The organism is Duganella rhizosphaerae (assembly GCF_040364205.1).
Classification (GTDB): domain Bacteria; phylum Pseudomonadota; class Gammaproteobacteria; order Burkholderiales; family Burkholderiaceae_D; genus Rugamonas; species Rugamonas rhizosphaerae.
In genome coordinates, this window is sequence record NZ_BPWK01000004.1 from 212,971 (window position 1) to 225,883 (window position 12,913).

Below are 12,913 nucleotides of genomic sequence, written 5' to 3' on the forward strand. Positions count from 1 at the left end.
ATGCACTAAATCAGAGCTGCTTGGGACCTGTGCCGGCTGCTACGCCCAGCCAGTACTGCATCCGTGACGGTGGGTTAATTCATGCTCGAGCAATGCATCGGTCGTTGACGCAAAAAATTCTAAACAGGCCAGCACATCTATAACGTATTGAGCGTCAAGTTGACCGGCTACCGTCAGTCCCGCGACACTAGTGGGCGTCGCAAATCCGTGAGCAAACGAGTGCCTGACTTCCATGATCCCCTTAAAAAACATCTGAGTATCGTTCTGAGATGCGAAACGCGGCCGCCAAATCCATGACGAATATGGATCCATTCCTGTAATATTAAGAATGAGTTCGCGCGCCTTCTCCCAACTCGGGGTGTTCAACTCGCTGGTCAGTTTTTCGACAAGGGATTCAAATTGGACAATCAAGGTCCAAGCTCGACGGTGTGCTTGGACACGGGTTTTGCCAACGAACTCAGTCATCACATGCTCGAGATAACCTTCCCAACAACCTACCGCTTGTGCGACCGAGGCGCGCAGTAGTGTTTGGTCGGTGAAGTCTTGCGTGATTCCAGCAGGCCCTGCGCCCCCGACCAATGAGAGCAATACCCGAGCACCGTTTAGTGCCCCTCTAAATTTCCCCAGCGCTGCCGAATCCATTAAATCCTCTGTACGAGTTTTTTAATCGCCTTCTGATATTTATCAATTGCAGTTTGATTCACCTGAACGGTCTTCCCATCAATCATGTGGTGACCCGACTGCAGTCGAGATAATGGACATCCTTCACTGGATGCGACAACCGCAACTGAATGATAATCGGGCATTTGTTCAAACAGATGGGCTGCATCACTATGGGGAACAAAGATTTTTTTTGACGACGCTAGCGCGCTATCGACCACAACTCTAATAGGCTCACTCTTCGCCTGAAACGCCGAACTAGGCGCCGACTTATACATTGTCACCCTGTTGTTAACAAAAGTATGAATTTTAGGCAAATCCACCATCCCCTCTACCGCTTTTGCCGTAAAGCTCAGTCGAGCGTAACCCCGCAATTCATTGTCGGCTACTCCGTACAGCAACGCAAAGATATTCTCGATCCCACGACGAGAGCTATCATCGGCAGTAAATGGCACAATCAGATTTTCGCAAGCGCACAAGGCAATTTGGGTATAGACCGAGAAGCTTGGATTGCAATCGACGAATGTTGTCACAACTGCCCCGCCTGCAAGCTCCTCGAATGATCGGACAAGATCCCCAAGCCAACGCATTACCCGAGACCAAGCGTCCATAGGCAGTAACAGCTGAGACGCTTGCCGGATAGCTTCGGACAGCAACTCTAGTAGGTTGTCGCCAGGAACCAAATATAAGTTCGGAGGCAGCTTCGTATTGAAATCACCGGGGCGCGTAATAAACGGTCGCACGTCAGTAAGGGGGACGAAGGGAGAATTTAAACGTGCCTCGAGATAACCACCGACTGAAAGCCTAGGCTTTTGTGAGTAGAGGCTATCAATGTATGTTCCTGCATCTGATCGGTCGCCATAGAGCATTTCCGTAAGATTTGCTTGTGGGCAAAGATCCATCGCGAGCACAAGCTCACTCGGATTTGCAATAGCATATTCACAAGCCAATGAGAACGTTAGAAAGCTTTTTCCAACCCCCCCTTTATTGTTCCAAAGTGCATACCTAGGCATTGCTGTCCTTACAGAAGAAATCACTAATGCCCAGATCATACATGCTAAAGAATACAAACAGTCAGCAAAAACAGATGGCTCGTAGCTTTATCAACGTATCCAATACTAGCAGGATGTGAGGTGCCCCTCGATTGCGTCGAATAAGCTCACCGCCCTGGACGAGGCCCATTCATATCAATTTCGCGAGGCCACTTATGCGCGCTACATCATCGTAGCGTCCGTGCCTGCCGCTTTGTCAGCTCCTTCTCCATCACGTCGAACTCACACAGCCATCCGTTTAAGGGCGAAGTGCGCCTCAGCGGAGAGGAGTCCCGCACGCGCTACATAGAGGATTGGGAGTTGATCGAGGTACTGGCGCTGCCGAGTAAGCGTAAGAAGGGCAGCGTGCTGATGATGCAGGCTTACATCCGCCTCAAGCTCTTGACCGGCATGGCCCGCAGCGATCTGCTGCGCCTGGAACCGGACGTCCATTTCAAGGATGACGGAATCCACATCACGCGCCACAAGACTGCCGGCAAGACAGGCAAGTCTACGATCTACGAGTGGAACGACGACCTGCGAGCTGCCGTCGCGGCCGCCATCGCGGTGCGCTCGGCCGCCAGTTCGGCGCTGTTGTTCTGCACCCGAGACGGCAGCAGCTACATTGACGAAGTGAAAGAAACCGCATCAGGCTGGGATTCCATGTGGCAGCGGTTTATGGTGCGGATCATGCAAGAAACGAAGCTTGAAGACCGCTTCACGGAACACGATCTACGCGCCAAGTGCGCCAGCGATGCCGAGTCACTAGAGCATGCGCGCGCCCTGCTCTCCCACGTCGACAGCCGTGTTACCGACCGCATCTATCGTCGCAAACCAGAGCGGGTTCAACCGGCGAAAATCACGTTTGAATAGTACAGCGACGCTTGAATAGTACAATGCCTATTTATTAGGCGTTGCAAACAGATTATAACTCATTGATTATAAATAAAAATTTGGCCTGCCCAGCAGGAATCGAACCTGCGACCCTCAGCTTAGAAGGCTGATGCTCTATCCAACTGAGCTATGGGCAGATATGTCGCAACGAGAATACGTCGCGGAAATGAAAAACGGGCTGTCTTTCGACAACCCGTTTTAAAAGTTCTTGGTCGGAGTACAAGGATTCGAACCTTGGACCCCCTGGTCCCAAACCAGGTGCGCTACCGGGCTGCGCCACACTCCGAAGACAGTATTCTAACGCTTGGCTCCCGCCACGTCAATGAGAGGCCAAGCAATTATTACACTGCTGAAATTTTACGCAGCCAGCTGGGTTTCCACTTTGTCCGCAATGCGGCGCGCCATCGACTGCGCATCGCTGGCGTTACGTGCTTCGACCATCACGCGTATCAAAGGTTCCGTGCCGGAGGCGCGGATCAGCACGCGGCCGCTATCGCCCAGCTCGCGCTCGACCAGTTCCTTTTCCGCGACCATGGCCGCGTTCTTGGTCCAGTCGAAACCTGGCGAGACGCGCACGTTGACCAGCGTCTGCGGGAAGATCACCAGCTCGCCTGCGCACTGCTCCAGCGATTTGCCGGCGCGCTTCAGCGCCGACAGCACTTGCAGCGCCGAGATGATGCCGTCGCCGGTGGTGTGCTTGTCCAGGCACAGCAGGTGGCCGGAGCCCTCGCCGCCCAGCAACCAGCCCTTGTCCTTCATCACTTCCAGCACATAGCGGTCGCCGACCTTGGCGCGCGCGAAGCCGATGCCCTTTTCCTTCAGCGCCACCTCGACCGCCATATTGGTCATCAAGGTGCCGACCGCGCCGGCCACCGGGCCGGTCGCCAGGCGATCCATGACCATCAGGTACAGCAGCTCGTCGCCGTTGTACAGGCGGCCGTTGGCGTCGCACATGATCAGGCGGTCGGCGTCGCCGTCCAGCGCGATGCCGAGGTCGGCGCCATGGGCGCGCACGGCGGCGGCCATGGCTTCCGGCGCGGTGGCGCCGTGATCCAGGTTGATGTTGAAGCCGTCCGGCTTGTTGCCGATGGCGATCACTTCAGCTCCCAGTTCGTGGAACACGTGCGGGGCGATGTTGTAGGCGGCGCCGTGCGCGCAATCGACCACCATCTTCAGTCCGCGCAGATCCAGCTCGTTCGGGAAGGTGCTCTTGCAGAATTCGATGTAGCGGCCGTGGGCGTCGTCCAGGCGCTTGGCGCGGCCCAGTTTTTCCGACGCCACGCAGTCCATCGGCACCTCCAGCGCGGCTTCGATTTCCAGCTCCACCGCATCCGGCAGCTTGGTGCCCTTGTCGGAGAAGAATTTGATGCCGTTGTCCTGGAACGGGTTGTGCGAGGCCGAAATGACCACGCCGGCCGACAGGCGCAGCGCGCGCGTCAGGTAAGCGATGGCCGGGGTCGGCATCGGACCAGCCAGCATGACGTCGACGCCGGCGGCCGAGAAGCCCGCCTCCAGCGCCGCTTCCAGCATGTAGCCGGAGATGCGGGTGTCCTTGCCGATCAGGACGGTCGGACGCACCGTGCCGCTGCGCGCGCCAGCCAGCACCTTGCCGGCCGCATAGCCGAGACGCATGACGAAGTCCGGCGTGATCGGCGATACGCCCACCAGGCCGCGGATGCCATCAGTTCCAAAATATTTACGTGACATTGTGTATTCTCTTTATCGTTGTAGGTTAATTCCTGCCTGCCATACTTTTAACGCATCCACCGTTTCCGCCACATCGTGCACGCGCACGATCAGCGCGCCCTGCGCCACCGCCGCCAAGGCGCCGCCGACGCTGCCAGCCATGCGTTGCTCGACCGGCTTGCCGGTCACCGCACCCACCATCGATTTGCGCGACAGGCCGGCCAGCATCGGCATGTCCAGTTCGGCGATCAGCTGTCCGGTGGCTTTCAACAAGGCGTAATTATGCTCCACAGTCTTGCCAAATCCAAAACCTGGATCGATGCATAGTCGACGCGGATCAATGCCGGCAGCGGTCAGCGCCTCGATGCGCTCGCGCAGGAAGGCGGTGACTTCGGCCACCACATCGCTGTAACTGGGCGCCAATTGCATATGCTGGGGGTCGCTTTGCATGTGCATGATACACAAGCCGCAGTCGCTGTCACGCACCGCAGCGATGGCGCCGGGCGCGCGGAAGCCGTTGATGTCGTTGATCATGTCGACCCCGGCGATGATGGCCTCGCGCATCACCTCCGGCTTGTAGGTATCGACCGAGATGGCCGGGCCGAGATCGCGCAGCGCGTACAGCACCGGCATCACGCGCTGCAACTCCTGCTCCAGCGGCAGCGGCGGCGCGCCGGGACGGCTGGACTCGCCGCCGACGTCGATGATGTCGACGCCGTCCAGGATCATCTGCTCGGCATGGGAGATGGCGAACTCCAGCGACTGGTGCTGGCCGCCGTCGGAGAACGAATCGGGGGTGACGTTGAGGATGCCCATCACGCGGGCGCGGACGCGCTCGCCCCGCCACGGATAGTTGAAACGGCCGAACTGTAATGTAGATCGCATGGATAACCGGAAGAAAAATAAAAAAAGGGCGAGGATCGCTCCCCACCCCTCTGTCTTGCTACTCAGCCACGACTCAGGCTGGAGCGGTCACGCTAGGCGATACGCCCGAGCCGCCGTCGCTAGGCGGATGCTTGCGGATGGTCACGCCGGCTTTCGGCGCGCGTGGCTCCAGGCCGGCCATGATGTCGTTGATCTGGTCGGCATCAATGGTTTCCCATTCCATCAGCGCCTTGGTCATCACTTCGACCTTTTCGCGGTTCTCTTCCAGCAGCTTGCGCGCCAGCTTGTATTGCGTGTCGAGGATGCTGCGGATCTCGGCGTCGACCATTTGCTGGGTCGCTTCGGAAATCGTCTTCGATGCGCCGCCGAAGAAGCCGTCGTTCTGGCTGTCTTCGTAGACCATCACGCCCATCGCGTCGGACATGCCGAAGCGGGTCACCATCGAGCGGGCCAGCTTGGTGGCGCGCGAGAAGTCGTTCGAGGCGCCGGTCGACATCTGGCCGACGAAAATCTCTTCGGCGATGCGGCCGCCGAACAGGATGGAAATTTCTTCCAGCATCTTGTCCTTGTAGCCCGAAATATTATCGTGCTCAGGCAGCTGCCAGGTCAGGCCCAGGGCCCAGCCGCGCGGCATGATGGTCACTTTGTGGACCGGATCGGCCTTCGGCAGCAGCTTGGCGACCACGGCGTGGCCGGACTCGTGATACGCGGTGTTGCGGCGCTCTTCCTCGCGGATGACCATCGACTTGCGTTCCGGACCCATGAAGATCTTGTCCTTCGCATCTTCGAAGTCGATCATGTCGACCAGGCGCTTGCTGCGGCGCGCGGCGAACAGTGCCGCCTCGTTGACCAGGTTGGCCAGGTCGGCGCCCGAGAAACCAGGCGTGCCGCGGGCCAGGATGTCGGCCTTGACGTCGGTGCCGATAGGCACTTTGCGCATGTGCACGTTCAGGATCTGTTCGCGGCCGCGGATGTCCGGCAGGCCGACCGAGACTTGACGGTCGAAACGGCCCGGACGCAGCAGCGCCTTGTCCAGCACGTCGGCGCGGTTGGTGGCGGCCACCACGATCACGCCGGACGAGGCTTCGAAGCCGTCCATTTCCACCAGCAGCTGATTCAGCGTCTGTTCGCGTTCGTCGTTACCGCCGCCCATGCCGGCGCCGCGATGGCGGCCGACCGCGTCGATCTCGTCGATGAAGATGATGCAAGGCGAATGCTTCTTGGCGTTCTCGAACATGTCGCGCACGCGGGACGCGCCCACGCCGACGAACATTTCAACGAAGTCCGAACCGGAGATCGAGAAGAACGGCACCTTGGCTTCGCCGGCGATGGCGCGCGCCAGCAGGGTTTTACCCGTGCCCGGAGGACCAACCATCAGCACGCCGCGTGGAATGCGGCCGCCCAGTTTCTGGAATTTGCTCGGATCCTTGAGGAAGTCGACGATCTCGTTGACTTCTTCCTTCGCTTCGTCGCAACCGGCGACGTCGGCAAAGGTGACGGTGTTATTGGTTTCGTCCATCATGCGCGCCTTCGACTTGCCGAAGGAGAAAGCGCCGCCCTTGCCGCCGCCCTGCATCTGACGCATGAAGAAGATCCACACGCCGATCAGCAACAGCATCGGGAACCAGGAAACGAAGATTTGTTGCAGGAACGACTGTTCCTCAGGCGGACGCACGTCGAAGTGCACGCCGTTGTCGCGCAGGTCGCCGACCAGGCCGCGATCGAGGCCGGTGGCGGTGGCGCGCACCTTGGTGTCGTCGCTACGGGTGGCCGTGATGTTGACGCCTTCGATCACCACATCCTTGATACGCTTGGCCTTGACCTCATCCAGCAAATCGGAATAAGCGATGGGTTTGGCGCCAGCGGTCACGCCGTGGCTGTCAAACTGCTTGTACAGCATCAGCAGCAGCAGTACCACGACTACCCAGATGGCTGATTTGGAAAACATGTTATTCACGAAAACTCCTTGGATGCAGGGCGCATCTTTTAACCGATAGCTAGAAACCCGATTTTACTCGCAATAAGCAGGCGGTGCCAGAAGCCCGCCTGGGCGTGCGGCCAAAATTCCAGCCGTAAAACACATTATTTGACCAAAATACCGGTGCGATCAAGTCAAAACTGATCTTCACCGTGTCGATGTGCGGCCCAAGCGCTAAATATCAAGGGCGCTCGAGAGGGAAATCGTCAGTTTCGAGCGGCTGCGCCGACACCATGCCGTCGGTCGGATTCTTCAGGCCGCGCCCCAGCAGGAAAATCTCGGACGATTTGTCGCGGCTGGCTTTCGGCTTTTTCTGCACCACGGTTTTGAATTCGCGGCGGAATTTGAGCACGATATCGTTAAAACCCATGTCTTTAAAACATTTCACCAGCAGCGAGCCGGTCGGTTTTAAATGGGCCTGGGAGAATTCAATTGCCAAATCGATCAGATGTTCCATGCGCGCGGCGTCGGCCGAAGCGATGCCGGACAGGTTGGGCGCCATATCCGATAACACAACGTCAATCTTTTGACCTTTGACATGATCTTCCAGCAACTGCAGCACGTCCGGTTCGCGGAAATCGCCCTGGATGAAATGGAAGTCGGCGATCGGCTCCATCGGCAGCAGATCGAGGCCGATCAGGGTGCCGTTGATGCCCCCGCCCTCCTTGCCGGACAGCTTGCGGCGCACGTATTGCCCCCAGCTGCCGGGAGTGCAGCCGAGGTCGACGATGACCTGGCCGGGCTTGATCAGGTTCTCGTCCTCATCGATCTCCTTGAGCTTGAAAGCGGCGCGGGCGCGGTAGCCCTCTTTTTGCGCTAATTTCACATAAGGGTCGTTAATGTGGTCGTGCAACCAGTTTTTGTTTAATTTCTTCTTCTTCATTCGCGTAGAATACTGCCTTTAAGGGAACCACTAAAAATATATTATGCAAAAACTTACACCTGTTGAGCGCAGCGCTCTGCGCGCCGAAGCGCATGGCCTCAAGCCTATCGTCATGATCGGCGAGGCAGGCCTGACAGCCAACGTCCTCAAGGAAATTGCGCTGGGCCTGGACTCCCACGGCCTGATCAAGGTCCGCGTGTTCGGCGACGATCGTGAAGCCCGCGCCGCCATGTACGACACCATCTGCGAACAGCTCGATGCGTCGCCGGTACAACACATCGGCAAGCTGCTGGTGCTGTACCGTCCGAAGGTGGAAACGGAAAAAGCCCGTTCGACCTCCGGCAAGGGCCTGCGCGAAGTCACCATCGTCAAGCCTAGCCCAAGCGGCACCAAACGTCCGTCTGTGACCAAGGTACTGCTCAAGGGGAATGAACGCGTGACGCAAGGCGGCAATATCAAACGCGCCAAGCCACAGCAGAAGTCGACCAAGAAGAGCGCACTGGGCTCGAAATAACGTGCCTTAGCGGCACCGTTGCACCCCGCACACCGGGGACAGGGGTCTGACCCGCAGGGTCAGACCCCTTCGTTTTGGGTTACTGTTTGACCACCAGCCACGCGGCCAGCAAGCTCTGCACCAGGTAGATGCTGCTGGAAATGCCGTGCAACATGCCGAATTCATTCTTCGCGGCGCCATCCATCACCCCGCCCGGCCCCGCCGCGGCACGCAGAGCGGCCATCATCGGTTGCAGGCCGAAGTGCGACACCAGCGTGCACGCCAACATCGTCGAGACGATCAGCAGCAGCATGCGGCGCGTCTTGGCGGCCGAATTGGCGGCCGAACCGGCGAAGATACCCCCCGTCTCCGCACCCTTGCTGACCCACAGCAGCGCCAGCATCACCAGCGCGCAGGCGATCGACAGCCAGGCCTGGTTCTTGAACAGGCTGGCGGCGATGGTGCCGGCCAGCACCCGGTCGCTCAGCGTGGCGAACAGCGTCGGCGCGGCCAGATAGCCGACTGCCCACAGACTGCCCGCCCACAGCGTCGCGACCAGCAAACGTGTACGCGCGAGCAGCATCAGATGTATCGCACTTCCAGGATTTCGTATTCGCGCGGGCCGGACGGCGCCTGCACTTCCACCACGTCGCCGGCCGACTTGCCGATCAGCGCGCGGGCGATCGGCGAGGTCACCGATACTTTGCTCAGTTTCAGGTCCGCTTCGTCCAGACCGACGATCTGGTAGGTCACTTTCGCGCCCGAATCCAGGTCTTCCAGGTCCACGGTCGAGGCGAACACCACGCGGCCGTCGGCGTCCAGCGTGGTCGGGTCGATGATCTGTGCTGCGCTCAGCTTACCTTCCAGTTCCGCGATGCGGCCTTCGACGAAGGCCTGACGCTCCTTGGCGGCATCGTACTCGGCGTTTTCCGACAGATCGCCATGCGAACGCGCTTCAGCAATCGCGTCGATCACGATACGGCGTTCTTTGGTCTTCAACTGGTGCAACTCTTCTTTCAGGAGTTCTGCGCCGTACTTGGTAAGTGGAACTGAAGTCATGTTTATATTTACTCTGTTGTTACAATGGAAAACCACAGAGGCCACGCCAACCTGCAGCGCGAGCTCTGTGGTTAAAAGGTACTGTTTTCCGTCACCGAGGTGACGAAAGAACCTTAGTGTAAGGTTTTATGCAGCCCTTGTAAATCGTACACTTGCAACTCGTCCAAATGACGGATGCCTTCGACCGCCGCTTCCGCGCCGGCGATGGTGGTGTAGGTGGTCACGCGCGAGGCCAGCGACGAGGTGCGGATCGCACGCGAGTCGGTGATGGCGCTGCGTTTCTCTTCCACCGTGTTGATCACCAGGACGATCTCGTGGTTCTTGATCATGTCGACCACGTGCGGACGGCCTTCGACCACCTTGTTCACCGGCGTGACCGGAATCCCGGCCGCCGCGATGACGGCGGCGGTGCCCTTGGTCGCCACCAGCGTGAAGCCGATGTCCACCAGGTCGCGCGCCACTTTCACGGCGCGCGGCTTGTCCGACGATTTCACCGACAGGAACACCTTGCCCGATTTCGGCAGCTTGATGCCTGCGCCCATCTGCGACTTGACGAAGGCTTCGCCGAAGGTCTTGCCGACGCCCATGACTTCACCGGTCGATTTCATCTCAGGTCCGAGGATGGTGTCGACGCCCGGGAATTTCACGAACGGGAACACGGCTTCCTTGACGCTGAAGTAAGGCGGCACGACTTCTTTCGTGATGCCCTGCTGCGCCAGGGTCTGGCCGACCATGCAGCGCGCGGCGATCTTCGCCAGCTGCAGGCCGGTGGCTTTCGACACGAACGGCACGGTGCGCGATGCGCGCGGGTTCACTTCCAGCACGTAGACCACGTCGCGCATTTCGCCGTCGCGTTCCTGCTTCTGGATCGCGAACTGCACGTTCATCAGGCCGACCACGTTCAGGCCCTTGGCCATCAGCGAGGTCTGGCGCTTCAGTTCATCGATGGTCTCTTGCGCCAGCGAGTAAGGCGGCAGCGAGCAGGCGGAGTCGCCCGAGTGCACGCCGGCTTGCTCGATGTGTTCCATCACGCCGCCGATGAAGGTGGTTTCGCCGTCGGAGATGCAATCGACGTCGCACTCGATGGCGTCGTTCAGGAAGCGGTCCAGCAGCACCGGCGAATCGTGCGACACCTTGACCGCTTCGCGCATGTAGCGCTCCAGGTCGCGCTGCTCGTGGACGATTTCCATCGCGCGGCCGCCCAGCACGTAGGAAGGACGGACCACCAGCGGGTAGCCGATTTCCTGCGCCAGCGCCAAGGCGTCGGCTTCGGTGCGGGCGGTGCGGTTAGGCGGCTGGCGCAGGCCCAGCGTGTGCAGCATCTGCTGGAAACGCTCGCGGTCTTCGGCGGCGTCGATCATGTCCGGCGAGGTGCCGACGATAGGCACGCCGTTCGCTTCCAGGTCCAGCGCCAGTTTCAACGGGGTCTGGCCGCCGTATTGGACGATCACGCCGACCGGCTTTTCCAGGTCGACGATTTCCAGCACGTCTTCCAGCGTCAGCGATTCGAAGTACAGGCGATCCGAGGTATCGTAGTCGGTCGACACGGTCTCCGGATTGCAGTTGACCATGATGGTCTCGTAGCCGTCTTCGCGCATCGCCAGCGCCGCGTGTACGCAGCAGTAATCGAATTCGATACCCTGGCCGATACGGTTAGGGCCACCGCCCAGCACCATGATCTTCTTCTTGTCGGTCGGAGCGGACTCGCACTCTTCATCGTAGGTCGAGTACATATAGGCGGTGTTGGTCGAGAACTCCGCGGCGCAGGTGTCCACGCGCTTGTACACCGGACGGATGTTCAGTTCATGACGCTTGGCGCGCACGGTCTTGGCATCGGTCTGCAGCAGGAAGGCCAGACGGCGGTCCGAGAAGCCTTTTTGCTTCAGCTTGTACAGCGTAGGCTTGTCGATCTGGTCCAGCTTCTGCGTGTCCATCCACAGTTCCAGGTCCACGATTTCTTTAATCTGGATCAGGAACCACGGGTCGATCTTGGTCAGGTTGTGCACTTCTTCCAGCGTGAAGCCCTGGGCGAACGCATCGCCCACGTACCAGATACGCTCAGGACCTGGCTCGCCCAGTTCCTCTTCGATCTTCTCGCGGTCCTTGGTTTTTTCGTTCAGGCCGTCGACGCCGACTTCCAGGCCGCGCAAGGCTTTCTGGAACGATTCCTGGAAGGTGCGGCCGATCGCCATCACTTCGCCGACCGATTTCATTTGCGTGGTCAGGTGGTGGTCGGCGGTCGGGAATTTCTCGAACGTGAAGCGCGGGATCTTGGTGACGACGTAGTCGATCGACGGTTCGAACGAGGCCGGGGTCGCGCCGCCGGTGATCTCGTTGCGCAGCTCATCTAAAGTAAAACCAACAGCCAGCTTGGCCGCCACTTTGGCGATCGGGAAGCCGGTGGCTTTCGACGCCAGTGCCGACGAACGCGATACGCGCGGATTCATCTCGATGACGATCATGCGGCCATCTTCCGGATTGATCGAGAACTGCACGTTGGAGCCGCCGGTGTCGACACCGATTTCACGCAGCACCGCCAGCGAGGCGTTGCGCATGATCTGGTATTCCTTGTCGGTCAGCGTTTGCGCAGGAGCGACGGTGATCGAGTCGCCGGTGTGCACGCCCATCGGGTCCAGGTTTTCGATCGAGCAGATGATGATGCAGTTGTCCGCCTTGTCGCGCACCACTTCCATCTCGTACTCTTTCCAGCCGATCAGCGATTCTTCGATCAGCAGTTCGGAGGTCGGCGAAGCTTCCAGGCCGCGTTTGCAGATGGTCTCGAATTCTTCTTCGTTGTAGGCGATGCCGCCGCCGGTGCCGCCCATCGTGAACGACGGACGGATGATGACCGGGAAGCCCAGCGTGCGCTGCACGGCCCACGATTCATCCATGGTGTGGGCGACGCCCGACTTGGCCGAACCCAGGCCGATCTTGGTCATCGCGTCCTTGAACTTGGAGCGGTCTTCGGCCTTGTCGATGGCTTCCGGGGTGGCGCCGATCAGTTCAACCTTGTACTTGTCCAGGATGCCGTGGCGATGCAGGTCCAGCGCGCAGTTCAGCGCGGTCTGGCCGCCCATGGTCGGCAGGATCGCGTCCGGCTTTTCCTTGGCGATGATGCGTTCCACCACTTGCCAGGTGATCGGCTCGATGTAGGTGACGTCGGCCATTTCCGGGTCGGTCATGATGGTCGCAGGGTTGCTGTTGACCAGGATGACTTTGTAGCCCTCTTCGCGCAGGGCCTTGCAGGCCTGTGCGCCGGAATAATCGAACTCGCAAGCCTGGCCGATGATGATCGGGCCAGCGCCAATAATCAGAATACTTTTAATGTCTGTACGTTTAGGCAT

11 protein-coding genes and 2 tRNA genes are annotated in these 12,913 nt (G+C 59.3%); 2 read left to right on the forward strand and 11 right to left on the reverse strand.

Features of this window, described 5'->3' with window-relative positions; all coding sequences use genetic code 11:
• Positions 1–39: 39 nt before the first annotated feature.
• Together RUGAMON1_RS10900 and RUGAMON1_RS10905 are read right to left on the reverse strand one after the other, a co-directional pair.
• The gene (locus RUGAMON1_RS10900) at positions 40–642 is read right to left on the reverse strand and encodes a hypothetical protein (RefSeq protein ID WP_445230531.1); all 603 of its coding nucleotides are present in this window, start codon (positions 640–642) and stop codon (positions 40–42) included.
• Positions 642–1,712: a ParA family protein gene (locus RUGAMON1_RS10905; RefSeq protein WP_445230532.1), complete on the reverse strand. Its 1,071-nt coding sequence runs from the start codon at positions 1,710–1,712 to the stop codon at positions 642–644. The genes RUGAMON1_RS10900 and RUGAMON1_RS10905 overlap by 1 nt, the downstream gene beginning before the upstream one ends.
• Before the next feature lie 300 nt (positions 1,713–2,012).
• Between RUGAMON1_RS10905 and RUGAMON1_RS10910 the strand changes: the two genes are divergently transcribed.
• A complete protein-coding gene (locus RUGAMON1_RS10910; protein WP_445230533.1) occupies positions 2,013–2,564 on the forward strand; it encodes a tyrosine-type recombinase/integrase in 552 nt (183 codons plus the stop codon).
• Positions 2,565–2,645: 81 nt separating this feature from the next.
• Here RUGAMON1_RS10910 and RUGAMON1_RS10915 read toward each other — a convergent pair.
• The 6 genes from RUGAMON1_RS10915 to RUGAMON1_RS10940 all read right to left on the reverse strand — a co-directional run bounded on the left by RUGAMON1_RS10915 (position 2,646) and on the right by RUGAMON1_RS10940 (position 8,017).
• Positions 2,646–2,722 (reverse strand) — tRNA-Arg (locus tag RUGAMON1_RS10915).
• A gap of 72 nt (positions 2,723–2,794) precedes the next feature.
• Positions 2,795–2,871: transfer RNA gene (locus RUGAMON1_RS10920), tRNA-Pro, on the reverse strand.
• Between the two features lie 71 nt (positions 2,872–2,942).
• Entirely contained in the window at positions 2,943–4,292 is a 1,350-nt protein-coding gene (gene glmM / locus RUGAMON1_RS10925; protein ID WP_445230534.1) for a phosphoglucosamine mutase, read from the reverse strand.
• Between the two features lie 12 nt (positions 4,293–4,304).
• Positions 4,305–5,156 (reverse strand): dihydropteroate synthase, encoded by an 852-nt coding sequence (gene folP, locus RUGAMON1_RS10930; RefSeq protein ID WP_445230535.1) that lies wholly within the window; start codon positions 5,154–5,156, stop codon positions 4,305–4,307.
• 73 nt (positions 5,157–5,229) lie between these two features.
• The gene (ftsH, locus tag RUGAMON1_RS10935; protein WP_217943709.1) at positions 5,230–7,113 is read right to left on the reverse strand and encodes an ATP-dependent zinc metalloprotease FtsH; all 1,884 of its coding nucleotides are present in this window, start codon (positions 7,111–7,113) and stop codon (positions 5,230–5,232) included.
• A gap of 202 nt (positions 7,114–7,315) precedes the next feature.
• Positions 7,316–8,017 carry an RlmE family RNA methyltransferase gene (locus tag RUGAMON1_RS10940; protein ID WP_445230536.1) on the reverse strand — a complete coding sequence of 234 codons (702 nt, stop codon included), beginning with the start codon at positions 8,015–8,017 and terminating at the stop codon, positions 7,316–7,318.
• Between the two features lie 43 nt (positions 8,018–8,060).
• Here RUGAMON1_RS10940 and RUGAMON1_RS10945 point away from each other — a divergent pair, with 43 nt between their 5' ends.
• Entirely contained in the window at positions 8,061–8,531 is a 471-nt protein-coding gene (locus RUGAMON1_RS10945) for a YhbY family RNA-binding protein (protein WP_116989794.1), read from the forward strand.
• Positions 8,532–8,610: 79 nt separating this feature from the next.
• On the opposite strand, the gene RUGAMON1_RS10950 is transcribed toward RUGAMON1_RS10945, so the two are convergent.
• The 3 genes from RUGAMON1_RS10950 to carB all read right to left on the reverse strand — a co-directional run bounded on the left by RUGAMON1_RS10950 (position 8,611) and on the right by carB (position 12,913).
• Positions 8,611–9,093 (reverse strand): DUF4149 domain-containing protein, encoded by a 483-nt coding sequence (locus tag RUGAMON1_RS10950; protein ID WP_445230537.1) that lies wholly within the window; start codon positions 9,091–9,093, stop codon positions 8,611–8,613.
• Positions 9,093–9,569, reverse strand: a complete 477-nt coding sequence (greA, locus tag RUGAMON1_RS10955; RefSeq protein WP_445230538.1) for a transcription elongation factor GreA — start codon at positions 9,567–9,569, stop codon at positions 9,093–9,095. Before greA ends, RUGAMON1_RS10950 begins: the two co-directional genes overlap by 1 nt.
• 113 nt (positions 9,570–9,682) lie before the next feature.
• Positions 9,683–12,913, reverse strand: a complete 3,231-nt coding sequence (gene carB, locus RUGAMON1_RS10960; protein ID WP_445230539.1) for a carbamoyl-phosphate synthase large subunit — start codon at positions 12,911–12,913, stop codon at positions 9,683–9,685.

What these genes read in the sequence shown, in the direction of transcription:
- folP (WP_445230535.1), bottom strand. Translation starts at nt 5,156, where the DNA reads ATGCGATCTACATTACAGTTCGGCCGTTTCAACTATCCGTGGCGGGGC.
- glmM (WP_445230534.1), bottom strand. Translation starts at nt 4,292, where the DNA reads ATGTCACGTAAATATTTTGGAACTGATGGCATCCGCGGCCTGGTGGGC.
- RUGAMON1_RS10905 (WP_445230532.1), bottom strand. Translation starts at nt 1,712, where the DNA reads ATGATCTGGGCATTAGTGATTTCTTCTGTAAGGACAGCAATGCCTAGG.
- greA (WP_445230538.1), bottom strand. Translation starts at nt 9,569, where the DNA reads ATGACTTCAGTTCCACTTACCAAGTACGGCGCAGAACTCCTGAAAGAA.
- RUGAMON1_RS10940 (WP_445230536.1), bottom strand. Translation starts at nt 8,017, where the DNA reads ATGAAGAAGAAGAAATTAAACAAAAACTGGTTGCACGACCACATTAAC.
- RUGAMON1_RS10950 (WP_445230537.1), bottom strand. Translation starts at nt 9,093, where the DNA reads ATGCTGCTCGCGCGTACACGTTTGCTGGTCGCGACGCTGTGGGCGGGC.
- RUGAMON1_RS10900 (WP_445230531.1), bottom strand. Translation starts at nt 642, where the DNA reads ATGGATTCGGCAGCGCTGGGGAAATTTAGAGGGGCACTAAACGGTGCT.
- RUGAMON1_RS10945 (WP_116989794.1), top strand. Translation starts at nt 8,061, where the DNA reads ATGCAAAAACTTACACCTGTTGAGCGCAGCGCTCTGCGCGCCGAAGCG.
- carB (WP_445230539.1), bottom strand. Translation starts at nt 12,913, where the DNA reads ATGCCTAAACGTACAGACATTAAAAGTATTCTGATTATTGGCGCTGGC.